Source organism: Fodinibius salipaludis, from assembly GCF_002287075.1.
GTDB classification, from domain to species: Bacteria; Bacteroidota; Rhodothermia; order Balneolales; family Balneolaceae; genus Fodinibius; species Fodinibius salipaludis.
The window spans coordinates 559910-584206 of the sequence record NZ_NSKE01000001.1; the positions used below are offsets into that span (position 1 = coordinate 559910).

A 24297-nucleotide genomic window follows, 5' to 3' on the forward strand; every position below is an offset into this window, starting at 1 on the left:
GTTAGTTTCACTCAATTGGTAGCAAGAAAATTGCGCACCTTTTTAAACATTGGTCGCTCCACTTCTTCGGGTGATGCGGTGGCAACCAGCGCCTTGTAGTGTTCTTTGGCTTTATTCCTATTTCCTGCCAGCTCGGCAGCACGTCCCGCACCATAAAGACTTCTAAATCGATTGGCAGATATCTCTAAGCTTTTCTCATATGCTGTTAAGGCTTCTTCAGGCCGATCCATCTTCAAAAGCATATCTCCCAGCAGTTCGCGCGCTGGTAAAATATGCCCCGGTGTGATGGGATGCTTGTCAACGGAATCCTCGGTATCAGCGGCTTCCTTCATAAGAGTAAGAGCTTCTTCTTGATCACCCTGCTCAAAAATCATCCACGACTCAACGGCCTTACGTTGGGCATCGGTCAGTACAGCCCAGTAACTTTTCTCTTTTTCTTTCAACTTTTGATACAGATTGTTTAGCGAATCCACTGCTTTACGAGCCTCATCCAAATCACCGGAACGCGCTGCACCAATACCGCGAGTAAAATAAATCATCGATTGCGCGACGGGATATTTTTCAAGCGAAAAAGTATTGGGTGACTGCAAATCAATTTGGGCCGCTTTATCCCATTCTTCACGTTCCAAATTGTAGCGTGCTTGTGCAGCGGCAACGGCGTAGGCAGATCCTAAATGATCTTGCAGATTTCTAACCTCAATCGTTTTCTGAGCCACTTCTTTCGCTTTTTTATCTTCTCCCCGTTGCAGATGAGCATAGGTCAGGTAGTCCAACGCATGGACATAATGCATCGAAATCTCATCTTCTGATGACTGCCGCAATGCCGTCTCTGCCGAACGCTTATTCCAATTTATAACATCCGCCCAGATACCCTGGCGAACAAAAATATGGCTCGGCATGTGCAGGGCATGCGGCACATCGGGAGCCACTTTATCGTAGGCCCGAGCTACATCAACAGCCCGCTCTGCCAACTTTGGATTATCATAAGCGTGGATAATGTAATGAAACAGTCCCGGATGCTCGGGATGTTGCTCATGTAATTCTTCAAGCATAGCGCCCGCTTTTTGCTGATGGCTTAGCGACTCGTCATCGGGCGGTGCCGTAGCCAGATGTCCCAGCGCGTAAAATGCGGCTGCATCTTCATCATCAGGATACTGCTCGTGCAAAGTGCGATATCCCTCCTCAAAGACAACAAGCTGATCGCCATATGAGGTGGCCTCCCAATTTTCAAAAAATGGCTCCACCGCATTGATATATGCCATTTCTCGATCATTAAGATTCTCCATCTCTTTTGCCTTTGCTAAGGCTTTACTGCCCGCTTCAAAATCGGCATCCGATGGTCGCTGTCCCCAAAGTGGGTGGATATAGCTCATGGCAATACCCCACTGCGCCATTGCGCACCCGGTATCCTGTTCGGCGACTTTATTAAACCTATCCCGAGCCTGCTCGTACATCATATGATGCATCAAGGCCAAGGCATGATTAAAATCATCCTGAACTTGCTCATTGCACGAAATATTAAAATCAACTTTCCCATGCTGCTGAGACTGGGCGTTCATCTCCTGAATAGGTACGACCATCATCAATCCTAATGCGTATAAACATATAAGTATTTTCTTTTTCATAATTCTCTCCTCGTTTTTCAATCAATTTTAAGAGCAATCTGAAAAATTGCACGACTACCCTGTTTTAACTTTTAGTCAATAATGGTTAGGCAAGTTCCTCTTGCTTATATTCTTTTTCCTTGATACTCAATCCTGGAAAAAATTTGGGCACACGTTTTCGATAATCCTCATATTTACCTCCGAATCGTCGAACTATCGCTCTTTCTTCGTAGTAAACACCTATTACGATATAGAGCGTCATCCCACAGGAAAAAATAAGATGCCCTACCGTCATATGTGAGATAGACCAAAATGCGATTAAAAATCCGAGCATAAGCGGATGGCGAAAGTATTTGTAAAACCCCGGTTCCATGAATTGCGGCGGGTTTTGTTTACGATCCCTCATGTAATTCCAGACCTGTTTCAATCCAAAAAGATTAAAATGATCAATCATCCAGGTTGAAAGGAATACAATCATCCATCCCAGCCAGAATCCCCACTGCAGTACCAACGAAGCCCACGCTGTTTCGACTTGCCAGACCGTTTCGGGCAACGGTTGCCAGAACCAAAGAAGTAATATTAATGCAATGGACGAGAACAATACATAAGTGCTTCGCTCTACCGGCTTAGGCACCAATTTCGTCCACCAATCTTTGAAAGATTTCCGCGCCATTACTGTGTGCTGAATCCTAAACAGGGCAATCAATCCTAAATTGATAAGCAACGATTGGAGTATTGGTCCGGCTGCCCCTGAGTTCACCGTTGTGGCGACATAGGCTCCAAAATTTCTAAGAAAAAGTATCAACCATAAAAAACTCACGAAAAAAATCAAATAACAGATAGCTCCATAGATGAATGCGATTAATTTTTTCATTATATGTAAGATTTGTCATTGGATTTAGCAATATAGATGCCTCCTTTTATCCGAAACAGTTTACTTAGCTGCAAAAGCATCGATAGGCTCCTCAAACGCAATAAAAAGCACACAAGGTTCATCAGATTCACATGAAGCTGTATGTGGTAATTCGGGCGGTCCATAGGCATACATGCCCGGGGTAATGACAGCGGGATCCTGTCCCTCATAATTCACATTCATCTCTCCTGATACCAACACCATACGTTCAGCCGAATGATGCCAGTGATTAGTCACTGCTGTATTACCCTGCAGCTTAAAAAATATATCGGTATTTGGTTTTTTTGGATTCCCTTGTAAAACAGAAATACTGCAGCTTTCCGGCATAAATTCGGGGCAGTTAACCCATTCAAGGTTATCGTCATCTGCACTCTGGGTAAAGGAAGCATGTTGCTCTTGAGCTAAGAGAGTTGCCGGAATTAAAAAGAAAATTATTATAGCTGTGGACGTAATATGTTTTAAAATTGTAGACATGATGATAGAGGTATTTTTTGTTTGATTTATTGCGATAATAGGTATTTTGAGCTTTTAGATACTCTCTCGATTATCTATGAGTTAAGGAATTTCCCTTAAACTCAATTACGCTTAAAATCTAACTCTCTCGGTGGGAAAGGACAATTTTAGGAAGGTCAACAATAGGTAAACAATCCGAAAATGAATGGGGAAACAAATACTTTCGCCAGTTTCAACTAAGTTCCTTTCCCTCTTTTTCAATCTCCATCATAAACTCCGTCAGGTTTTCTTCGGTTTCAATATCCAACTTTTTTCGGAGTCGGTAGCGTGCCGTCTTTACGCTGTTGGGAGTAATCCCCATAATAGTGGCCGTCTCTTTAATAGACAGGTTCAATTTAGCCAGAGCGGAAAGACGTAGCTCGTTGGGAGTCAGCTCGGGATATTTCTTTTTGAGAGTGTCAAAGAAATGATCATGCACCTCTTCAAAATAAAGACGAAACTGCTCCCAATCCTCATCCAGACTAAAACTATAATCTACCAGATTTCGCAGTTTTTGCAACGATTTATTCACGTTGCCATTCTCCTTATGGCGCATTTCGTTGATCTTCTCCTTCAACTCCTTCATTGTCTCATTTTTCTGCACCAGATGTAAAGTATGGGTCGTCAGCTGTTTATTCTTGAAATCCAGTTCTTGCTCAAGCTGCTCTTCTTTGAGCCGCTTATTTTCCAGTTGCGTGCGATTCTTATTTATCTTTATTCGCTGACGATTGTAAACTAATATTCCTATAATCCCTATTAGAATCAGACCAACTAAAAATGCATTTCTGAGTAGAGCCTGCTGCTTTTTTTCTTTCTGAAGCAGAGCAATTTCCTGCTCTTTCTTTTTGGTCTCATACCGAGTCTGCATTTCAGCAATCTGCCGCGATTTGGTTTGATTGAAAATGCTATCCCTTACGGCAATCATTTGTTCCTGGGCTATTAATGCTTGTTCGAACTCACGCTTTTCACGATACGCTTCAATCAAAACTTCTAACACTTGGCGACTGAGTTCAAATGACTGCACTTCCTCGGCGGTATCCAATGCCTTCGATGCCACTGCAATAGATTGTGTCGGTTCTTCCTCCTCAAGATAATTTCTGGCAATCTGGATCTGAGCTTTAACCACTTCCTCCAGCCTTCCAATTTCCCTGAATAAATCCAGCGTCTGCATTAAATACGAATTGGCAGTAGATAACTCTCCCTGTTCAGCATAGATAACAGCAATATTTTTCATTGCCAGGGCTTGCAAACTTTTACCCGCCATTCCCGTGGCCAAACTCAGTGCCTCTTGGTTTGCCTCCAACGCCTGTTGGTACGATTTCGCATTTTTATATAAATCACTGATCTCTAATAAAATTGTTGCTGAGGCATGCTCACCGGGCAGCTGCCGGGAGGCTTCCAATGCCGTATTCATAAATTGCAAGGCTTGGTCTGTTTCTCCTAATGAGGCATAAATATTACCCAGCTGCACTGCATTTATTGCTGTCTCACTGGCATTATCGTACTCCTCACTAATTGATAATGTCCGCTTATAAAAATGGATAGCCTTTTCCTTCTGTCCCAGCCGCTCATTGATAACCCCAATATTCTTCAGCGTATTTATTAATTGTTTCTGATCGGCCAGTTTCTCTCGAAGCTCAAGAGCATTGTAATAATACTCGAGCGCTTTTGGATAGTCACTTTGCCTTCGATACAACGCCCCGATATTTTCAAGTGTTGCCGCCTCTCTTTGAGGCCCTCCTAATTGTTTATAGATACGTTTCGCTGCCAAAAGATGCTGTAATCCTTCTGGATGTTCTCCATTCATTGACAGCAATCGTCCTAATCTACGATGGCTTTCCGCTCGCATATTTTTTCTCGTATGAAGCTGAGCATTTTGTAATGCTTCCCGTGCATAAGTGATTGCGGAATCGATATTTGATCGTTGGATATGCTCACTTAAATCCCACAATACCTCAATACGATGTTCTCCCTGTGTTCCTTGCAGTTGTGACTTTAGGCTATCGGTGTTGGGTACCAGCTGGGCGCAGAGAGTTGAGACACTAAAATAGAGAAATACTATGCAGATGAAAAATACCTTGATAACCCCAGATATCAAGTGATTTTTCCATCCTAATCCGTATTCTGGATTAAAAAGGTACATAGGATCCCTAATTTAGAGAAAAAGCCCAGCACGCTAACTCCAATCCGGACTCAAATTGTAAATTATCTAAACCTATTCCTCTGCTTCTATTTTCGGCTTCTCTTTATCTTCATTCCACGAAAACGGATAACTTTCATCATCCAGTTTCTTAGCTTCGGTCGTCAGATGCAGTGGATGAAAGGTATCAATCATTACCGCATATTCATCCGTTGCCTCCTTGCCGATACTGCCTTCATATTTTCCGGGATGTGGCCCGTGCGGAATACCACCCGGGTGTTGTGTAATACTGGCTTCTTCTACCCCCTTACGACTCATAAAATCACCCTTCACATAATAGAGCACCTCATCAGAATCTACATTAGAGTGCGCATACGGAGCCGGAATTGATTGGGGATGATAGTCGTACTTGCGCGGACAAAATGAGCACACCACATAATTATTCCCCTCAAATGTCTGATGTACGGGCGGCGGCTGATGAACACGTCCGGTAATCGGCTCAAAATCCTTAATATTAAAAATCCAGGGATATAAATAGCCATCCCAACCAACCACATCAAACGGATGATGCTCGTACCAATATGAGGTATATCGGCCCTGCTTTTTGATGCGGACTTCAAATTCACCCTGCTTATTCACAAAAATAGGTCCCTCGGGACGTCGGATATCACGCTCACAAAATGGACTGTTTTCGAGGAACTGTCCCTTGTCGGAGAGGTACCGATCAGGAATATCTACCGGTCCCGTTGAATCTATCGTGAGCATTCGATTTTTCTCGGTTTCAAATACAACCTGATATATCGTACCGCGCGGGATGTAGATATAATCGCCCCAACCAAACTCAAGCTTCCCGAACATCGTGTGAACATATCCTTCTCCCTCATGGATAAAGAGCAGCTCATCATGTTCTCCATTCTTATAAAAGTAATCCATGGGCTCTGTAGGACGTACAGCACCGATCTGCACATCATTATTATAAAGCAATACTTTTCGTCCCATGACCGGATCACCACCCTCTTCAATCTTGGCGGTACGCAAGTGATGATGACGAAGCATACCTTCATCCCACTTTTCAATCTTTACCTCCTTCCCCTTTTCCACCTTAAATGTTTTTGTCGGTGGATTATGGTGATACATCAACGACGACACTCCGTGAAATCCTTCGGCACCAAACAGATGCTCTTGATAAAGCTCACCATCCGGTCGACGAAATTGCGTGTGGCGCTTGTGTGGAATTTTTCCTAACTGATGATAAATCATGGCTGAATCCTCGTTAGTTTTTAAGTATTGAGATTTGAGTAGTGAGATACTCTCAATACTCATTACTATTTATAAATTTCCTCGTTTATCCTGCTCGCGTTCGATAGCTTCAAACAGGGCTTTAAAATTTCCTTTCCCAAACCCTCGAGCCCCTTTTCGCTGAATAATCTCAAAAAAGAACGTAGGGCGATCCACCACCGGTATGCTGAAGATCTGCAACAGATATCCCTCATCATCACGATCAACAAGAATGCCTAACTCCTCAAGCTGATCAATGGGTTCATCAATTTTTCCCACTCGGCTTTCAAGCTTTTCATAATACGACGTGGGCACATGAAGAAATTCGAGTCCGCGACCTTTCAATTCCTTCACTGTTTTAATGATATCACCTGTCAACAGTGCAATATGCTGAACACCGGGACCTTCGTAAAAATCCAGAAATTCCTCGATCTGTGATTTCTTTTTGCCTTCCGCCGGCTCGTTAATGGGGAATTTTATCATCCCGCGTCCGCCCGCCATTACTTTCGACATCAGCGCCGAGTACTCCGTCGAAATATCTTCATCATCAAAATGGATATACTGCGTAAAACCCATTACATCACGGTAGAAATCCACCCAGTCGTTCATCCTTCCTTCTTCTACATTTCCTACGCAGTGGTCTACATATTGGATACCAACCGGTTCGATTTTTTCGATAGGCGATTCTGCAGATTCAAAACCCGGCATAAATATTCCATCGTAGTTCGTCCGATCAATTAAAGTGTGAATAGTATCACCATAAGTAGCAATAGCGGCTTTGCGGATGCTACCCTGCTCGTCTTCAAGATCGTGAGGCTTCTCAACGCCATGGGCTCCCCGCTTGACCGTTTCTTTGTAAGCACGATCCACATCCTCCACATGCATGGCGATGTCCCGAATACCGTCTCCATGCTTGGCGATATGGTCGGCAATGGGTGAATTACTATTGAGCGATGAGGTAACTAAAAAACGGATATTCCCCTGCTGCAACAGATAGGAAGCTCGATCTCGATTCCCGGTTTCAAGCCCACTGTACGCTTTGAGCTCAAATCCGAAAACTGTTTGATAAAAATGACTGGCCTGTTTGGCATTCCCCACATAATGCTCGATAAAATCAACATCCTGAAGTCCAAGATGGTCATCAAATTCTTCTTCAACAGGTCGGTTCAACGTAGCGGTCTGATCAGCTTGTGCTCCCATCTTGTATTTTTACCTCTTCGATTTTTTTAAGTATTGTATAATTTAATATAGTATTCAGCGGTTTACGTCTCAAATTATTTAATAATATCAATATTTTACTTATAAGATTTATTCTTTGACAGCGTTTTACTGAATGTATTTGTTTAATTTGATGTTCATGTATATGTTCGAGTGAAACCGGTTTCAGAAAAGCAATAATTATGAGTAACCAGACCACAATGAAAACTTTCCAGGAACGTATTGACGATGGAGAAACAATTGAGCCAAAAGATGACATGCCGGACCGCTATCGACAGCAGCTTATCCGGATGATGTCCCAACATGCGCATTCCGAAGTGGTAGGTATGTTACCCGAAGGTAATTGGATTACACGTGCCCCCTCCCTTCGTCGAAAAATGATACTGCTTTCTAAAGTACAGGATGAAGCAGGACACGGCCTATATCTCTACAGTGCCACTGAAACACTTGGCGCCAGTCGCCAGGAACTGATCGATCAACTTCTGGAAGGCAAAGCCAAATATTCGAGTATTTTTAATTACCCAACCCTAACATGGGCCGATGTTGCAGTCATTGGTTGGCTTGTCGATGGTGCTGCTATCATTAATCAAACAATGCTGGCACGGAGCTCTTATGGCCCCTATTCCCGTGCTATGGTACGCATATGTAAAGAAGAGAGTTTTCACAAAAAGCAGGGCTACGAAATGGTAGCCACAATGGCTGACGGTACTCCCGAGCAACAAGATATGATTCAAGATGCGGTTAACCGCTGGTGGTGGCCAACACTCATGATGTTTGGCCCACATGATGAGGATTCTCCCAACAGCGCCGAGCTTATCAAATGGGGCGTGAAATCAAAAACTAACGACGAACTTCGTCAGAGTTTTGTTGACCGTCATGTTGCTGAAGCCCATGAAGTTGGACTTGAAATCCCTGATCCCGATATGGAATACAACGAAGAAACAGGACACTGGGAGTTTGGTGAAATCGACTGGGATGAGTTCTGGAACGTGGTAAAAGGCAATGGACCTATGAACAAGGAGCGCATGAAAGCACGTAGCGAAGCACATGAAAATGGAAAGTGGGTGCGCGAAGCTGCTGAAGAATATGCCCGAAAACAAAAATTGAGTAAAGAAAAAGCATCGTAAACTTATAGTAAGGACGTATTGCAATACGTCCTTACGGTAAAAAAACAGATTTTTTATGAGCGAAAAGAACGATACCGATTCAAATGACACCCAATGGCCGCTATGGGAGGTATTTACCCAGCCCCGTGATGGCAAACCTCATGAACATGCCGGTAGCTTACACGCTCCCGATGCTGAAAAAGCCCTGGAGAACGCCCGCGATGTATACGCGCGCCGAAAAGAGGCTGTCAATATCTGGGTGGTGCCAAGCGATCAAATTGTGGCATCCAAAGGTGAAGATGCCGGTCCGTTTTTCGATCCGGCGGATGACAAGCCCTATCGGCATCCTCAATTTTACAGCGTACCCCGAGTTTCAAAACGACGATCATGAGTACAGCTACAAAAGAATTGACAAAACAGGAAGCACTTTTTGAATATCTGGTCCGCCTGGCGGATGACCGCCTGATTTTAGGCCATCGCCTCTCGGAATGGTGCGGACATGGTCCGATCCTTGAAGAGGATATTGCACTTGCTAATATCGCGTTGGATTATATCGGTCATGCTGCCAATCTCTATGAATATGCTGTAGAGATCGAAGGCGAAGGACGGCACCGTGACGATTTGGTTTATTTTCGAAATGATCCTGAATATAAGAACTTAAAGTTGGTTGAACTGCCAAAAGGAGATTTCGGATATACTATTGCCCGGCAGTTTTTATTCTCCTCGTACAGCTACTATTTATATCAGTTATTATCGAATGTTGAAGATGAGCAGTTCTGTGGAATGGTTGAGAAGCACTTTAAGGAAGTGAAGTATCACTTGCGGCATAGTCGCGAATGGGTACTCCGACTCGGTGACGGAACGGAAGAAAGTCACGAGCGCATTCAGGATGCTTTCGACGATATATGGACCTACGTTGGTGAATTGTTTCATCAGGATGATATTGACGAAGTACTGCAGAATGAAGGTTTGGCTGCCGATACGGTAAGCTTCAAATCCGACTGGAAAGACCTCGTTTCCGATACACTAAATGAAGCAACTCTGGATGTTCCGGATTGGGATCAATTTATGGTAGAAGGCAGTCGTCAGGGATTGCATACTGAACACCTGGGACACCTTCTGGCTGAAATGCAGCACCTGCGTCGCTCGTATCCCGATGCAGACTGGGAGTAGTTTATCGTTATTGGTTATTAGCTATTGGATTTGCGAAGCTAATAAACCATAACTTAATACCGTTAGTAAAATGTTATGGCTACAGCAACCACATATAACAAAGATGAAATTTGGGATTTGCTTTCAGAGGTAAAAGATCCTGAAATTCCGGTCTTGTCTATTATCGAACTCGGTATTGCGCGAGAAGTTACTGTTGATGAAAACAAAGTGACCGTGCGCATTACTCCCACCTATTCCGGATGTCCGGCAATGAGTGCGATTGAGAAGGAAATTGAAAAAACACTTCGCGTCAATGGCATTCAAAATTTTGAGGTTGTTAAAGATTTTTCCGAAACCTGGACCACCGACTGGATGCCGAAAGAGGCCAAAAAGAAACTCAAAGAATATGGCATTGCTCCGCCCGGAAAGACGGCAAAAGATGATGATTTTCTAAAAAACATAAAGGGATCAAGCCGGACTATTTCCTGTCCCTATTGCGATTCTACAAACACCGAATTGCAGAGTGAATTTGGGTCTACAGCTTGTAAATCGCAATATTACTGCCACGATTGCGACGAACCCTTTGAGCATTTCAAGTGTATATAGATCACAGAACCAACCAGATAAAACGAACCTGTTAAGTCTGTCAAATTAGAGACCAAAATTACGACTTATTATGAGTGAATATATTTCCACCTCTCTTAATAATAAAGTTCTGACCCTCTTCTTAGATCGTCCCGACAAACTCAACAGCTTTATCGAACCGATGGCAAATGAGTTGCAACAAGAACTTACAGATGCAACGCGAAATGAAGACGTGCGCTGTGTATTATTGACAGGAAAGGGAAAAGCATTTTCTGCTGGACAGGATCTGCCAGAGGTGGTCGATAAAGGTGATAATTATGAGCTTGGAGAAACCGTCCGAAAAAGCTATAACCCCATCATCAACGGCATTCGAGAACTTGATAAACCGGTAATCTGCGCAGTAAACGGAACCGCTGCGGGAGCCGGTGCTAATATTGCTTTTGCTTGTGATATCGTTCTCGCTTCCAACAAAGCTGTTTTTGTGCAATCGTTCAGTAAAATCGGACTTATTCCCGATAGTGGCGGCACGTTTTTTCTTCCGAGATTAGTCGGTCTACAACGAGCAAATGCAATGTACCTGCTGGATGAAAAAATAACACCCAAAAAAGCGGAAGAAATCGGACTGATTTATAAAGCAGTAGAAGCAGATCAGCTGATGGATGAAGCACAAGCAATCTGTCAAAAGTTAGCGCAAATGCCTACTAAAGGATTTGCGCTTTATAAAGAAGCTATTAATCAATCTTTATCAAATAGTTTGGATGAGCATCTTGAACTAGAGGCTGACCTACAGACCGAAGCCGGCAAAACGGATGACTATCACGAAGGGATTCAGGCGTTTCTGGAAAAACGGAAGCCGGATTTTAAGGGGAAATAATACTGTTCTCTGACCAACGAACTTGAGTTGGTTTTGGAATTGAAATCATTATTTTCAGAGTGCAATAATTTGAAATAATTATTATAAAGATGAATGATGAAATTATTGGCGTAGTGGGCGCTGGCACTATGGGACAAGGCATCGCGCAGATTGCATCCCAAAACAACCATACAGTGTATTTATATGACGCCTATCCCGATCAACTCGGTAAAGCTAAACATGCCCTCCGAAAAATCCTGCAACGACAGGTCGAAAAAGAACGCATGAGTCAAGAAGAGGTGGATGGTATTATGGATCGGATCCACTTTGAAGAAGATTTAACTAATTTTGGAGAATGCAGTCTTGTAATTGAAGCTGTTGTCGAAGATCTTGATATCAAAAAGGATGTTTTTCAACGATTGGAGGGCATTGTTTCGCATAATTGCATTTTGGCTACAAATACCTCTTCTCTTTCGATCGCTTCTATTTCCTCGGCACTTAAAAAGCCTAAACGTTTCCTGGGAATTCATTTTTTCAATCCTGCTCCCATTATGCCCCTGGTAGAAATTGTACCGGGCATTGCTACTTCTGAGGAAATCACCCAAGCCGCACGACGGCAAATTGACAACTGGGACAAAACCACGGTCTTAGCAAAAGATACGCCCGGCTTTATCGTCAATCGCGTAGCTCGACCATTTTACAGTGAAGCCATTCGTCAGTACGAAGAAGGCGTCGCAGATATCCCCACTATTGACTGGGCAATGAAAGAGATTGGCGGCTTTCGGATGGGACCGTTTGAGCTGATGGATTTCATTGGCCACGATGTCAATTATAAAGTGACTGAAACGGTGTTCAAGGAGTTTTTCTATGACCCTCGATTCAAGCCATCTTTTACACAGAAAAGACTGGTCGAAGCCGGCTGGCTGGGTAAAAAATCCGGGAAAGGGTTCTATGAATATGGCGATGAAGCTGACAATCCCGAACCGACCAAAGACGAGAAACTGGGACAAAAAATTGTGGATCGCATTGTAACCATGCTTATCAACGAGGCGGCTGATGCGGTATTTATGAATGTGGCTACAGTCGAAGATGTGGATCTGGCCATGACCAAAGGCGTAAACTATCCAAAAGGATTATTGAAATGGGCGGATGAAATTGGCCTGCAAGAAGTACTCGACCGCATGTCGAGATTGCAAACAGAATATCGCGAAGATCGATACCGACCGAATCCGTTGTTGAAGCGTAAAGTGCGAAATGGAGAAACGTTTTATTAAAAAAAGGAAGAACTCAGAATGCAGGAGTCAGAATTCTTAATATTCTAATTTCTCCTGGGTTCTGAATTCGGAATTCTGAGTTGCCATGGACAAAAATAAGTTAGCCGAAAAGGTCGTTCAAAAAATGAGAACCGATGATGCCTTTAGCCGATGGCTGGGTATTGAAGTCCTCGATATTAAACCGGGTTATACTAAACTGGAAATGGAGGTCCGCGATGAAATGGCTAACGGATTTAATGTCTCTCATGGCGGAATTGCTTTTTCCCTGGCCGACAGCGCCTTGGCCTTCGCTTCCAATAGTTATGGTCAGGTAGCCGTCGCAATGGAGAATAATATTTCATTTATGAAAAAGGTCCTCCCCGGCGATACGCTTACTGCTGAAACTGAGGAATTAAGTATCGGTCGACGGATTGGCGTGTACAATATCAGCGTTATAAATCAAAAAGATGAACAGGTAGCTCTCTTTCGCGGAACCGTTTTCAGAACACAAGAATATCATTTTGAATAGTAGTTATGAGTCCTGAGCGGTGAGTTATGAGTAAAATCTCTCACCTTCTCAGAACTCACTACTCAAAACTCACAACTAAAACTATGTCTGAAGCTTATATCATTGATGCAATACGAACTCCTATTGGAAAATATCGCGGATCATTAGCTCCTATCCGCGCCGATGATCTTGCGGCATTAACGATCGAAGAATTGATGAACCGAAATTCAAACATCGATCCTGAGCGTATCGAAGATGTGATCATTGGATGTGCTAATCAGGCAGGCGAAGACAACCGCAATGTGGCTCGCATGGCAGCACTGCTGGCAGGACTTCCGGTATCAGTACCCGGTGAAACGGTTAATCGACTCTGTGCATCGGGCATGAGCAGTGCCGTGATGGCCTACAAATCGATCAAAGTGGGCGAAGGGGATCTGTTTATTACCGGTGGCATGGAACACATGACGCGCGGACCGATGGTCTTAGACAAAGGATCTGCCCCCTACTCCGGAACCACTGAAATGCACGATACTACTTTTGGGTGGCGTTTTGTAAATCCTAAAATGGATGAGCAGTACGGCAGTGAGGCAATGGGCCAAACAGCTGAAAATATCGTAGAGAAATTTAATGTAAGCCGCGAGGATCAGGATAAATTTGCGGCTTGGTCGCAACAGAAGGCAGCCAAAGCCACAAAAAACGGACGCATGGCTAAGGAGATTATGCCGGTGGAGATCCCACAGAAAAAAAGTGAGCCTGAAGTTTTTGAAGAAGATGAGTTTATCCGTCCTGAGACTACAGTTGAAGTACTAAGTAAGTTGCCCGCTGTTTTTCGGGATGGGGGAACCGTGACTCCGGGCAATGCAAGCGGTATCAATGATGGATCATGTGCGTTGCTGGTAGCCGGAGATTCCGCCATCCAAGATTTTGACTTACAGCCGATGGCACGCATTGTTGCTTCAGCCGTTGTTGGAGTGGAGCCGCGTATCATGGGAATGGGTCCTGTTGGTGCCTCAACGAAAGTTTTGAAACGAGCAGGCTTATCACTCGATGATATGGGAATTATTGAACTCAACGAAGCTTTTGCGGCTCAAAGCTTAGCGGTTTTGCGTGAGCTGGGCATCGACGATGATGATCCGCGCGTGAACCCACATGGTGGAGCTATAGCACTGGGACATCCGCTGGGTATGTCTGGCGCCCGACTACTGCAAACAGCATCCATTGAATTACACGAACAGGATAAACAATATGCACTTTGCACACTTTGCGTGGGCGTGGGACAAGGCATGGCTGTTATTTTAGAAAGAACGTAGCTTAGTTATTTGTTAATGGTTATTAGTGAGTAGTTCAAAAAACATATCATCTTTCAAAGATCTAAAAGTTTGGAAAGAAAGCCGAAGGATAAGACAGCATATTTCCAATCTTGTTGAGACTTTACCCAAAGAGGAAAAGTTTAGACTCAAGGATCAACTGATTCGTGCTTCGCGATCCGTGACCGCTAATATTGCTGAGGGATATGGAAGATTCCATTATCAAGAGAATATTCAGTTCTGTAGGCAAGCAAGAGGATCACTCTATGAACTTTTGGATCATTTAAGCTGTGCTCTTGATGAAGAATATTTATCCCCCGATGCTGTAGAAAATATAAACTCACAAATAACCAATTGTATCAAATTGCTAAATGGCTACATTTTCTATCTAAAGAAAGCCAAGCAAAATCACATTACGAAGGAACCTTCTATTTTATATGACTCAAACCCAGATACCTTATAACAAATAACCATTAACTAATAACAAAATGGCCATATACGAGTTCGAAGGTTACAAACCGGTTGTAGATGAAAGTGCCTATGTTCACCCTCAAGCTGCTGTAACTGGCAATGTTATCATTGGCAAAGACGTCTATATTGCACCGGGAGCGGCTATTCGCGGTGATTGGGGTAAGATTGTGATCGAAGACGGCTGTAACGTGCAGGAAAACTGCACTATTCACATGTTCCCGGGTGTAACCGTTGTGCTGGAAGATAGTGCCCATATCGGACACGGAGCTATCATTCACGGCGGACATATTGGACGCAACTGTCTTGTAGGCATGAATTCCGTAGTGATGGATAATGTAGAGCTGGGAGATGAATGCATTGTCGGAGCCATGTCATTCTTAAAGGAAGGAATGGAAATCCCAACGCGAAAGCTCGTAGTTGGCAATCCCGCAAAAATTATCAAAGATGTTTCCGACGAGATGATCAAATGGAAAACGAAAGGGACCGAATTGTATCAGCAGCTTCCCGCACAGCTTCATGACTCGCTGAAAGAATGCAAACCACTGCGAGAGGAACCGGAAGATCGACCAAGCCAGTCAAAAAAGTACGAAACGTGGGGAAAGGCTAAGAATTCAGAATCCTAAAAGTTAGAATGTCTTGTTCTGGATTATGACTCCTGAATTTCATATTAAGCAAGGAATTTAATACAAAACACTAAAAGAAATGAAAGTACAAAGCTATTCAAAAGGTCAATGGATTGAGGATGGAAAGGAAACAGATCTTACAAGTGCTGTAAATGGAGATCCTGTTGCCCAATTAGTTGAAGCAGATCTCGACTACAAGGGAATGTGTGAATATGCGCGCCAAAAAGCAGGACCAAAACTTCGTGCAATGTCCATCCACAAAAGAGCGTTCAAAATTAAGTTTCTGGCTCAATATCTGCTGGAACGAAAAGAGGATTATTACAAGCTATCAACCCACACTGGTGCAACACGACAGGATTCCTGGATTGATATCGAAGGAGGTATCGGCAGTATGTTTACTCTTTCCAGTAAATCGCGTATTGAGCTTTCTGATCTACCCTATCATGTTGAAGGAGACCACGAGCGGCTGTCGCGAGAAGGTACGTTTGTCGGTCAACATATCTGCGTGCCCCGTCACGGTGTAGCGGTGCATATCAATGCATTTAATTTCCCGGTTTGGGGAATGCTGGAAAAGCTTGCTCCTTGTATCATTTCTGGGATGCCTGCTATCATAAAACCTTCTCCCACAGGTTCGTACTTAGCCTACAAGGTTTTTAAGGATATGCTGGAGTCCAATCTGCTTCCCGAAGGATCCATCCAATTTGTTGCCGCTGATGTGCCGGGCGACCTGCTGGATCATCTTACCAGCCAAGATTCTGTTTCTTTTACCGGCTCCGCTGCTACGGGGCAAAAGCTGAAATCCCATCCCAATATTGTTGCCAACAACGTGCGCTTCAACCTTGAGGCCGACTCCCTAAACTGCTCTATTCTTGGCGCTGATGTCACCCCGAATATGAAAGAATTCGATCTGTTTGTGGATGAAGTTGCCGATGAAATGACGGTAAAAACGGGACAAAAATGTACGGCTATCCGCCGAACGTTAGTTCCTAAAAAGCAAGTCCAAAATGTAATTAACGCACTAAAAGAACGATTAGATAAAACTTCTATTGGCGATCCCACCCAAAAGGAAACGAAAATGGGTCCGCTGGCCAGTGCCACGCAAGCTGAACGTTTTGAAGAGCAGGTTTCGTCACTCTTAGAAACAACAGAATCTGTATACAGTAATGGGAATGGACAACAACATGATGGTGCTTTTACCGGTCCCAAAGTCCTGCTGTGCCACAAGCCTTTGGAAGTGGATGACGTCCATAAGGTCGAGGCTTTTGGTCCGATGACAACAGTGATGCCCTACGAATCAAACCAAGAAGCAATCCAGCTGGCCAACAAAGCAGACGGGTCACTGGTGGGGTCCCTTTTTACAGCTGATGATGATATTGCTCGCGAAATCACGCTGGGCTGTGCCCCCTATCACGGACGCTTTATGATTGTCAACCGTGATTGTGCCGATGAATCAACGGGACACGGTTCCCCGATGCCGCATATGGTTCATGGCGGACCGGGCCATGCCGGAGGTGGAGAAGAATTAGGTGGTACTCGTGCTGTTATTCACAATATGCAGCGTGTGGCGTTGCAGGGTTCTCCAACGACGCTAAAGAATATTACGAATCAATACATTAAAGGAGCCGAAACCGAGGAAGCTGATACTCACCCCTTCCAACAGTATTTTGAAGATCTGGAAGTGGGCGAAGCACGGACCACCGACACTCACACCGTCACTGAAGAAGATATCGAACGATTTGCTGACTTGTCTGGCGATGAATTTTATGCTCATACTGATCCGGAAGCTGCCGAGCGGTCCATATTCGGTGAAGTTGTAGCACACGGGTATTTTGTACTTTCTCGAGCAGCCGGACTGTTCGTTCATCCTGATGAAGGACCGGTTATTCTCAATTATGGACTCGAGAATCTTCGATTTACCAATCCTGTTGCTCCCGGTGATACCATACAGGCAAAGCTGATTGTCAAACGAAAGACTGTCCGCCAGAAAAAAGCCAAGGATAAATTCCCGTTTGGAATTATTTATTGGGATGTGGAGGTAACAAATCAGGATGATGAATCGGTAGCAGAATATACGATCCTGACCCTCATCAAGCGCCGTGAAGTATTGAATATGGATATTTTTGAAGAGGAATAAAACAGCTGTCAGTTATCAGCGATCAAAATAATTTTTTGCTGAAAACTGACTGCTGATTACTTAGTACCGGCATTATTTAACTTTAAAACCACAAAACTGGATTAATGACTCAGAACGGAGAAATTACGACCAACATTGAAAACAACATCGGAACTATTGAATTTTACCATCCCAAGGGTAATTCCCTGCCGGGACAGATGCTTCGGAATTTAGCCGATACAATTATTGAAATGGGGAGAAATCCCGATGCACATGTACTCGTACTGAAAAGCCGAGGCGATGGTGCCTTTTGTGCCGGCGCTTCTTTTGATGAACTCATTGCTATTGAGGATTACCAAGAAGGCAAGCATTTCTTTATGGGATTTGCCCTGATGCTCAACGCTATGCGTCAGTGCCCAAAACTTATCATTGTCCGCGTGCAGGGCAAAACCGTAGGTGGAGGTGTAGGTATTACATCTGCAGGAGATTACACCATAGCACACGAATCTGCCGCTATTAAGCTAAGTGAGCTCGCCTTAGGTATAGGCCCCTTTGTAGTGGGACCAGCCGTAGAACGCAAAGTGGGAACTTCAGCATTCAGCACGCTGTCGGTAAACGCCGCAAACTGGAACTCAGCCGAGTGGGCTCGTGAAAACGGGCTTTTTTCAAAAGTCTGCGAAAATCACTTTGATCTGGATGAAGAAGTAAACTCGCTGGCCAAACAGCTCTCAAATTATAGTCCAGATGCAATGAAGGAGCTCAAAAAAATGCTTTGGAAAGGGACCGAGGATTGGGATGAGCTACTGGAAGAACGGGCCGAAATTAGCGGTAAGCTCGTGCTCTCCGATTTTACCGAAAACTTTATCGAAGAGTTTAAAAGCTCCTGAAATTTATTTCGAAATAATGGATCATACCAATGTTCAGGAAGCGCTCAGAGACATAGCAGATCCTGAAGTAGCAGAAGCTCTACCCGGTTTTTTAAAACAGGTCTCGGAGAATACGGTGAAGACGATCAGTTTCTGGTTATTCGTGTCCCCAAAGTGCGTAAAGTGGCAGAAAAATTTAACCCATTTTCTCTTGAGGAAACTAAACTGCTACTTCATTCTGATTATCATGAGGAACGACTTTGTGCGTTGATTATCCTCGTACATAAATCCCAAAAAGCAGAGAAAAACGAGCTCAAAAAGATATTCGATCTCTACCTGAAAAATACGAATTACATCAACAATTGGGATTTGGTGGATACTTCCGCAGAACATATCGTAGGTGCATACCTTTCTGATAAAGATCGATCTATTTTATACGAACTGGCTAAGTCAGATAACCTGTGGGAACGACGAATCGCCATCTTGAGCACCTTTCACTTTATCAAGAATGACGACTTTGAAGATACCTTGGCTATTGCCGAACTACTGCTTGAAGATGAGCACGATCTCATCCACAAAGCAACGGGCTGGATGCTACACGAAACCGGAAAACAAGATGAACAAGTGTTAAAAAATTTCCTGGATAAACACATTGGTATTATGCCAAGGACTATGCTGCGGTATGCGATCGAAAAACTGCCAGAATCCGATCGGCAAATGTACTTATCAATGTAACAGTTCCTGCTTATACAGGGACTTTTTCCTCAGGCTCCTCCATCTCAAATTCGAGGATGAATTGCGTTCCATCCTCAGTATTTTCCAGAATATATTCGCCCTGTAACTGGCCACTCAATGTATCTATAAGTGTCAAACCGAGTGATCCATTTTGACCAATAGCAAAATCTTCGGGTAATCCTTTACCATTATCTTTTACAATAAGTTTTATCTTACCGCTCTGCTTGTGTTTAGCAGAAATTTCAATTTTTCCATTTTCTTGATCTGTAAAAGCATGTTCGTAAGAATTACTGACGAGTTCATTGAGCATTAAACCACAAGGAATGCCTTGACTAACTCCCAGCTTGAAATCATCAATTTCTATATTTACCTCAATTTCTTTATCAGTATAATTGAAGGAATATGCTATGATATCTACAAGCTCACGGATATATTTTTCGAAGTCTATCTCTGCCAGCCGCTCGTTTTGATATAGTTTTTCATGTATCATCGAGATCGACTGCACGCGGCGCTGACTTTCCGAAAGAACTCGGTCTACAAAATCATTCTCTGCATAACCCCTTTGCAATTCAAGCAATCCCGATATAACTGCCAGGTTATTTTTTACCCGATGATGGATTTCTTTAATGAGTACTTCTTTTTCGGCCAAAGCCTCCTGCAAATCCTTGGTCTGTTCATCCACGAGTTCCTGGAGCCTTTGCTTTTCTAACATTCCTACTCTATATCTAATATACCCATATATTAAACCGATAGTAGACAAAGCAATTAATCCGTAAAACCAATACGTCTGCCAAAAAGGGTGAGCTACTGCAAATTGATATTGAGCTTCATTTTCCGACCATTCAGAATTTGGGGTTTTTACTTGTACAACAAAATTGTAGTCTCCCGGATCGAGGTTGGTAAATATTGCCGTCTTTGAACTGGTCGGTTCAGACCAATCGTCATCAAAACCCTCCAGTTTATATCGAAATTTTTCGTTAGATGTATTGCCAAAAAATGGAGCATTATAACTAATTGAATAGGTATGTTGTCCGTGCGGAAAAGTAACTTCAGGGAACAAAAGTCTGCCAAATTTATAAGATAGGGAGTCTACATACTGATCCCACTCAATCTTCTGCGAATTACGTCGTACACTCGTTATATGAAGATTTAAATCCTTTGTTTGCTCTTCAACTTTATTCGGTTCCAGTTCCAGCACTCCTTCCATCGTACCAAAGAGTACTCGATTATCACCGACAGGTAATACAGCCCCTTGATTCGTTTCAATACCAATACCACTATCAGTTAGCCGATAGTGTGACAACTCCATGATGCCCGTCTCCCAATAACCGGGGACGTCCAGACGATGAATGCCGCCATTGCTACCTTGCCAAAGTGCACCTGATTCGTCAAACCATAAAACCTGTGTGGTCAATGATTTCATCCCAATTTCTTTTCCGAAATTATCAATCGATAGTACATCTCCATTTTCATCTAAATCCAACAGAGTTACTCCACCCCCGGTACCTAACCATAAATTTCCTTTTTCATCAGAAGTGAGAAAAGAAATATACCTGTGATTTATTCCGTCTGCAGTCGTATAATTTTTAAAGGAAGAACCATCAAACCTACTGATACCGTTATATGTGGCAAACCATAAATAACCTTTATGCATATAAACCTGGTAAACAACATCAGAGGGCAAGCCATCTTCCACTGTATAATGAGTTAACTTATCACCTTCTTTATGAAAAAGTCCCGTCTCAGTACCAATCCAAAGCGTATTGTCTCGATCAACATACAGTTCGTAGGTGAACCATAAATCCAAGCCGTGTTCTTCTGAATAATTAGTGAACTTTTGCCCATCGTATTTATAGATGGCATTATCCGGCATAAGAAATAATAAATCACCATTGGCGAACTCAGTAATATCCCAAACCTCTTTTGGGCTATCATAACCTTCTGGATAACCGATTGACTTAAAATTTCCATCCTTGAAGTTATATATTCCTTCGGATGTGCCCACCCAAACATTGTCCTTACGATCTTCATGTAAACTATATATTTTGGATGATATAGTCCCTGACTCTGTTCCATAAAAAGTAAATGTTTCACCCTCATATTGATTGATACCAACCTCATCAGTAGCTATCCAAACCTTCCCATCGTCATCCTCATGCAGATCATAAATATAGTTACTGCTTAATCCATTGCTTTCCGTAATATGTTTTGCTGTACCATCAGAATATACAAATACCCCTTTTGAATAAGTTCCTATCCATATACTGCCATCAGATGCAGCGATAATATCATAAATATAATCAAGCTCTGTGCCGGCTAACTCTGTAATAGTCGAAAACGAGGATCCATCCCATACTGTGATTCCATTGCTGGTTGCAAACCACAAATTACCTTCCTTATCAGGAACAATCCGATAAACCTCACTTCCGCTAAGACCGTCATCAGCAGTGAAATTATGAAACTGTTTACCCTCCTTGAGCTGATTATTCTTTAATATGGAAATTCCCTCGCTCGTAGCAATCCAGATATCTCCATTTTCAGCTTCCCAAAAATCCCAGATCGAGTTATCTACTAATCCATCCTCAGTAGTTATACGATCAAGTTCTAACCCATTGTAAATAAATATCCCCGCATCATAAGTACCAATCCACAGATCACCATTCCTCATTTCATCAACAGCAAAAACATCAGCAGTATCTAATGTACTGTTATCAAAAGGGTAAATGAATTTATCGCCCTTCATTTTGGCTATGCCACTCTGGTAGGTGGTAACCCATAGATTTTCTTTACTATCCTCAAAGATGATTTCAACACTATTATCTTTAAGTCCATCTTCTGTGGTATAGGTTGTAAATTCTTCACCGTCGAATTTCGCCAGCCCCCCACCATAGGTTCCTGTCCACAGGTATCCGTCATGAGTTTGGAACAACCCATGTACCTGAGAATGAGGAAGACCATTATTTACAGAATAAGACTTGAAATTGTGTCGCTGAGCTTCGGCAGGCAATACAGATACCAATATGAGTAGTACCTTAAAAAATACACAAATGGCATAATTTTTTTTGTATCCCATAAAACACCTAAAGCAAACTAACTATTTTTTTGCCATAGAAATGTAAGGTTATTTACTAACTCTCGCTAACCATCCCAAAAGTATCCAAGAACTACGTATTCAGAACTTTTTCTGTTTTAAATAATACAGAAATATTTGCCCCATTTTTATTCCTAAAACGAACAGTTCCATCCAACTGTTTAGCCAATGTTTTGATCAACGTAATTCCTAAAGATTCCGAATCCTCGCCCTCAGAGAACCCTTTTCCATTATCCTGTACAGTTAAAGTTACATTGTTATCGACTTCTTTTAAGAAAACTTTAATTTGCCCCTCTTGTCCATCATCAAATGCATGTTTTAGTGAATTTATTACCAGTTCATTAATTAACAACGAACATGGAATAGCCTGATTAATATTCAATACTATTCTCTGAAGCTCCGTAGTTATTTCTATCTCCGATTTTTTACTGGAATAGGTACTATGTATGTTCTCTATCAGTTCGTTCACATATTTATCCAATTCGATAAATGAAAGATTCTCAGACTGGTATAGTTTTTCATGTACCAGAGCTATACTCCGGATACGGAGATGACTTTGTTGAAGTGCAGAAACAACATGGTCATTTTCAGCCTCCCAAATCTGCATTTGTAACATGCCCGTAATTACTGCTAAATTATTTTTTACACGATCATGTACCTCTGCCAATAGCACTTCCTTGTCTTTTAGCGACTGCTTAATCTTTTTCTGAGCTTCCTTTTCAGCACTTATATCACTGGCCACAAAAACATATCCCTCTGTTGCTTTCTCTTTGCCATTAATTTTACCCCGAGATATGCTAACCGGAATCGTATTCTTATTTTCCCCTATTAGTTCACCAGTATACGTTCTATTGCTATCTGTATTTTGTTTTGTGAAAATATTTTTAGGCATCTCATTAAACAATATGTCAATTGATTTTCCTAACAGTTCATCCTCCGTAAATCCAAGGATCTCGGACACCGCAGAATTAATACGGATAATATTAAAATCCTCATCGGTCACAATTAGTAGATCGGCCATGGCTTCTATGATACTATCTACATAATCACGCGAAACCGTCGTTTTGCTAAGATTTTCTGCCATCTGGTCAAAAGTAGAACTCAATTGCCCCAACTCGTCGTTAGAATCATAACCAATCCGATTTTGCAAATTTCCCTGCCCCACACTCTGGGCTGCATTAGCAATCTTTGCAATAGGGTTTGCTATCGATCGATAAATAAACAAGGCGAGCACAATGGCAACAACTAAAGCTATGCCGGTGGCGATTACTAAAATATAACCTACCCTGTCGAGCTGGCTATTCAATCCGGCAATTTGTTGTTGGTGGGTTTGTTGAATATGATTTCGCAGTCGATCAATTTCAGGCAATAAATTCGATCGAAAGTAAGGCTCAATTGTTACTGTAAAAAACTCTTTACGATCTTGGTAGTTTTCAGTACTAATGTTTTGGAATTGGATAAGAAGGGATGAATAATTTTTATACTTCTTTTCCAGGTTTTCTAACAGGCTAAGCACTTTTGATGAATCTGTGGGAGGTTCAAAAATATTTTTCTGATTTGACTTCACCAGCGTTTTCAACTCTTCCAAACTCTTCTCAAACTCCCCAAGCGATTTTTCAATCTTTGTAATTTGAACCTCTTTGGTTCTATTACTCCGACTATAATTCATCGATAGACTTTCGCGATAGCTATCTTCCAATAAATATTGCGTTCTTGTCAAGCTTTTAAAAAGCTGCAATCCCAGTTCACCGGCTAAGGTAACCTCCTGAATAGCCTTATCACTTTCGAATGTTACCTGATCTTTAACCGCATCATTGAAATAAGATGCAGTCAATCCAATACCACCCACAATAAGGACCACTATTGAAAAACTGCCTATTAGTTTAGTACTAAGCTTCATAAAAAGTTACAAGGCTAACTGTTTCACTGTTTTATATAATTACCCATCAAAGGCAGATAAGCCAACATTAGTAAACATACTACATTCCC

General features: G+C 42.6%; 21 protein-coding genes. 13 read left to right on the forward strand and 8 right to left on the reverse strand.

Going from position 1 to position 24297, the window contains the following annotated elements; all coding sequences use genetic code 11:
* Positions 1 to 11: 11 nt before the first annotated feature.
* From CK503_RS02230 to hppD, 6 genes are all read right to left on the reverse strand, one after another.
* Entirely contained in the window at positions 12 to 1625 is a 1614-nt protein-coding gene (locus tag CK503_RS02230; RefSeq protein ID WP_217988303.1) for a tetratricopeptide repeat protein, read from the reverse strand.
* Positions 1626 to 1710: 85 nt separating this feature from the next.
* On the reverse strand, positions 1711 to 2478 hold the full coding sequence (mddA, locus tag CK503_RS02235) for a methanethiol S-methyltransferase (protein ID WP_095605140.1): 768 nt from the start codon (positions 2476 to 2478) through the stop codon (positions 1711 to 1713).
* A 60-nt stretch (positions 2479 to 2538) separates the two neighbouring features.
* Complete coding sequence (locus CK503_RS02240; protein WP_095605141.1) at positions 2539 to 2991, reverse strand: cupin domain-containing protein; 453 nt, start codon at positions 2989 to 2991, stop codon at positions 2539 to 2541.
* A gap of 211 nt (positions 2992 to 3202) precedes the next feature.
* Positions 3203 to 5152, reverse strand: a complete 1950-nt coding sequence (locus CK503_RS02245) for a tetratricopeptide repeat protein (RefSeq protein WP_095605142.1) — start codon at positions 5150 to 5152, stop codon at positions 3203 to 3205.
* 72 nt (positions 5153 to 5224) lie between these two features.
* The gene (locus CK503_RS02250; RefSeq protein WP_095605191.1) at positions 5225 to 6409 is read right to left on the reverse strand and encodes a homogentisate 1,2-dioxygenase; all 1185 of its coding nucleotides are present in this window, start codon (positions 6407 to 6409) and stop codon (positions 5225 to 5227) included.
* A 69-nt stretch (positions 6410 to 6478) separates the two neighbouring features.
* Positions 6479 to 7627: a 4-hydroxyphenylpyruvate dioxygenase gene (gene hppD / locus CK503_RS02255; protein ID WP_095605143.1), complete on the reverse strand. Its 1149-nt coding sequence runs from the start codon at positions 7625 to 7627 to the stop codon at positions 6479 to 6481.
* 200 nt (positions 7628 to 7827) lie between these two features.
* Here hppD and paaA point away from each other — a divergent pair, with 200 nt between their 5' ends.
* From paaA to CK503_RS02320, 13 genes are all read left to right on the forward strand, one after another.
* Complete coding sequence (gene paaA / locus CK503_RS02260) at positions 7828 to 8772, forward strand: 1,2-phenylacetyl-CoA epoxidase subunit PaaA (RefSeq protein ID WP_095605144.1); 945 nt, start codon at positions 7828 to 7830, stop codon at positions 8770 to 8772.
* Positions 8773 to 8827: 55 nt separating this feature from the next.
* Positions 8828 to 9142 carry a 1,2-phenylacetyl-CoA epoxidase subunit PaaB gene (gene paaB, locus CK503_RS02265; RefSeq protein ID WP_095605145.1) on the forward strand — a complete coding sequence of 105 codons (315 nt, stop codon included), beginning with the start codon at positions 8828 to 8830 and terminating at the stop codon, positions 9140 to 9142.
* The gene (gene paaC, locus CK503_RS02270; protein ID WP_095605146.1) at positions 9139 to 9924 is read left to right on the forward strand and encodes a 1,2-phenylacetyl-CoA epoxidase subunit PaaC; all 786 of its coding nucleotides are present in this window, start codon (positions 9139 to 9141) and stop codon (positions 9922 to 9924) included. The genes paaB and paaC overlap by 4 nt, the downstream gene beginning before the upstream one ends.
* A gap of 75 nt (positions 9925 to 9999) precedes the next feature.
* Positions 10000 to 10509, forward strand: a complete 510-nt coding sequence (gene paaD / locus CK503_RS02275) for a 1,2-phenylacetyl-CoA epoxidase subunit PaaD (protein ID WP_095605147.1) — start codon at positions 10000 to 10002, stop codon at positions 10507 to 10509.
* Positions 10510 to 10579: 70 nt separating this feature from the next.
* A complete protein-coding gene (locus CK503_RS02280; protein WP_095605148.1) occupies positions 10580 to 11362 on the forward strand; it encodes an enoyl-CoA hydratase-related protein in 783 nt (260 codons plus the stop codon).
* Between the two features lie 89 nt (positions 11363 to 11451).
* Positions 11452 to 12615, forward strand: coding sequence for a 3-hydroxyacyl-CoA dehydrogenase NAD-binding domain-containing protein (locus tag CK503_RS02285; protein ID WP_095605149.1), 1164 nt, complete (start codon positions 11452 to 11454; stop codon positions 12613 to 12615).
* Between the two features lie 85 nt (positions 12616 to 12700).
* Positions 12701 to 13123, forward strand: coding sequence for a hydroxyphenylacetyl-CoA thioesterase PaaI (paaI, locus tag CK503_RS02290; RefSeq protein WP_095605150.1), 423 nt, complete (start codon positions 12701 to 12703; stop codon positions 13121 to 13123).
* An 83-nt stretch (positions 13124 to 13206) separates the two neighbouring features.
* Complete coding sequence (pcaF, locus tag CK503_RS02295; protein WP_095605151.1) at positions 13207 to 14412, forward strand: 3-oxoadipyl-CoA thiolase; 1206 nt, start codon at positions 13207 to 13209, stop codon at positions 14410 to 14412.
* A gap of 25 nt (positions 14413 to 14437) precedes the next feature.
* Positions 14438 to 14872: a four helix bundle protein gene (locus CK503_RS02300; RefSeq protein WP_217988304.1), complete on the forward strand. Its 435-nt coding sequence runs from the start codon at positions 14438 to 14440 to the stop codon at positions 14870 to 14872.
* A gap of 25 nt (positions 14873 to 14897) precedes the next feature.
* Positions 14898 to 15503 (forward strand): acyltransferase, encoded by a 606-nt coding sequence (locus tag CK503_RS02305; protein WP_095605152.1) that lies wholly within the window; start codon positions 14898 to 14900, stop codon positions 15501 to 15503.
* Between the two features lie 79 nt (positions 15504 to 15582).
* Complete coding sequence (gene paaZ, locus CK503_RS02310; protein WP_095605153.1) at positions 15583 to 17637, forward strand: phenylacetic acid degradation bifunctional protein PaaZ; 2055 nt, start codon at positions 15583 to 15585, stop codon at positions 17635 to 17637.
* Positions 17638 to 17741: 104 nt separating this feature from the next.
* Positions 17742 to 18503: an enoyl-CoA hydratase/isomerase family protein gene (locus CK503_RS02315; RefSeq protein WP_095605154.1), complete on the forward strand. Its 762-nt coding sequence runs from the start codon at positions 17742 to 17744 to the stop codon at positions 18501 to 18503.
* A gap of 138 nt (positions 18504 to 18641) precedes the next feature.
* Positions 18642 to 19217 (forward strand): DNA alkylation repair protein, encoded by a 576-nt coding sequence (locus CK503_RS02320; RefSeq protein ID WP_255233306.1) that lies wholly within the window; start codon positions 18642 to 18644, stop codon positions 19215 to 19217.
* A 10-nt stretch (positions 19218 to 19227) separates the two neighbouring features.
* Here the strand turns inward: CK503_RS02320 and CK503_RS02325 are convergent, their stop codons facing one another.
* Positions 19228 to 22290, reverse strand: coding sequence for a two-component regulator propeller domain-containing protein (locus CK503_RS02325; RefSeq protein ID WP_095605155.1), 3063 nt, complete (start codon positions 22288 to 22290; stop codon positions 19228 to 19230).
* Between the two features lie 91 nt (positions 22291 to 22381).
* Complete coding sequence (locus tag CK503_RS02330) at positions 22382 to 24208, reverse strand: sensor histidine kinase (protein WP_095605156.1); 1827 nt, start codon at positions 24206 to 24208, stop codon at positions 22382 to 22384.
* Between the last annotated feature and the right edge of the window lie 89 nt (positions 24209 to 24297).

Bases quoted from the DNA above. Each gene is read 5' to 3' on its own strand.
- CK503_RS02230 (WP_217988303.1), bottom strand. From the start codon at position 1,625: ATGAAAAAGAAAATACTTATATGTTTATACGCATTAGGATTGATGATG.
- mddA (WP_095605140.1), bottom strand. From the start codon at position 2,478: ATGAAAAAATTAATCGCATTCATCTATGGAGCTATCTGTTATTTGATT.
- CK503_RS02240 (WP_095605141.1), bottom strand. From the start codon at position 2,991: ATGTCTACAATTTTAAAACATATTACGTCCACAGCTATAATAATTTTC.
- CK503_RS02245 (WP_095605142.1), bottom strand. From the start codon at position 5,152: ATGTACCTTTTTAATCCAGAATACGGATTAGGATGGAAAAATCACTTG.
- CK503_RS02250 (WP_095605191.1), bottom strand. From the start codon at position 6,409: ATGATTTATCATCAGTTAGGAAAAATTCCACACAAGCGCCACACGCAA.
- hppD (WP_095605143.1), bottom strand. From the start codon at position 7,627: ATGGGAGCACAAGCTGATCAGACCGCTACGTTGAACCGACCTGTTGAA.
- paaA (WP_095605144.1), top strand. From the start codon at position 7,828: ATGAGTAACCAGACCACAATGAAAACTTTCCAGGAACGTATTGACGAT.
- paaB (WP_095605145.1), top strand. From the start codon at position 8,828: ATGAGCGAAAAGAACGATACCGATTCAAATGACACCCAATGGCCGCTA.
- paaC (WP_095605146.1), top strand. From the start codon at position 9,139: ATGAGTACAGCTACAAAAGAATTGACAAAACAGGAAGCACTTTTTGAA.
- paaD (WP_095605147.1), top strand. From the start codon at position 10,000: ATGGCTACAGCAACCACATATAACAAAGATGAAATTTGGGATTTGCTT.
- CK503_RS02280 (WP_095605148.1), top strand. From the start codon at position 10,580: ATGAGTGAATATATTTCCACCTCTCTTAATAATAAAGTTCTGACCCTC.
- CK503_RS02285 (WP_095605149.1), top strand. From the start codon at position 11,452: ATGAATGATGAAATTATTGGCGTAGTGGGCGCTGGCACTATGGGACAA.
- paaI (WP_095605150.1), top strand. From the start codon at position 12,701: ATGGACAAAAATAAGTTAGCCGAAAAGGTCGTTCAAAAAATGAGAACC.
- pcaF (WP_095605151.1), top strand. From the start codon at position 13,207: ATGTCTGAAGCTTATATCATTGATGCAATACGAACTCCTATTGGAAAA.
- CK503_RS02305 (WP_095605152.1), top strand. From the start codon at position 14,898: ATGGCCATATACGAGTTCGAAGGTTACAAACCGGTTGTAGATGAAAGT.
- paaZ (WP_095605153.1), top strand. From the start codon at position 15,583: ATGAAAGTACAAAGCTATTCAAAAGGTCAATGGATTGAGGATGGAAAG.
- CK503_RS02315 (WP_095605154.1), top strand. From the start codon at position 17,742: ATGACTCAGAACGGAGAAATTACGACCAACATTGAAAACAACATCGGA.
- CK503_RS02325 (WP_095605155.1), bottom strand. From the start codon at position 22,290: ATGGGATACAAAAAAAATTATGCCATTTGTGTATTTTTTAAGGTACTA.
- CK503_RS02330 (WP_095605156.1), bottom strand. From the start codon at position 24,208: ATGAAGCTTAGTACTAAACTAATAGGCAGTTTTTCAATAGTGGTCCTT.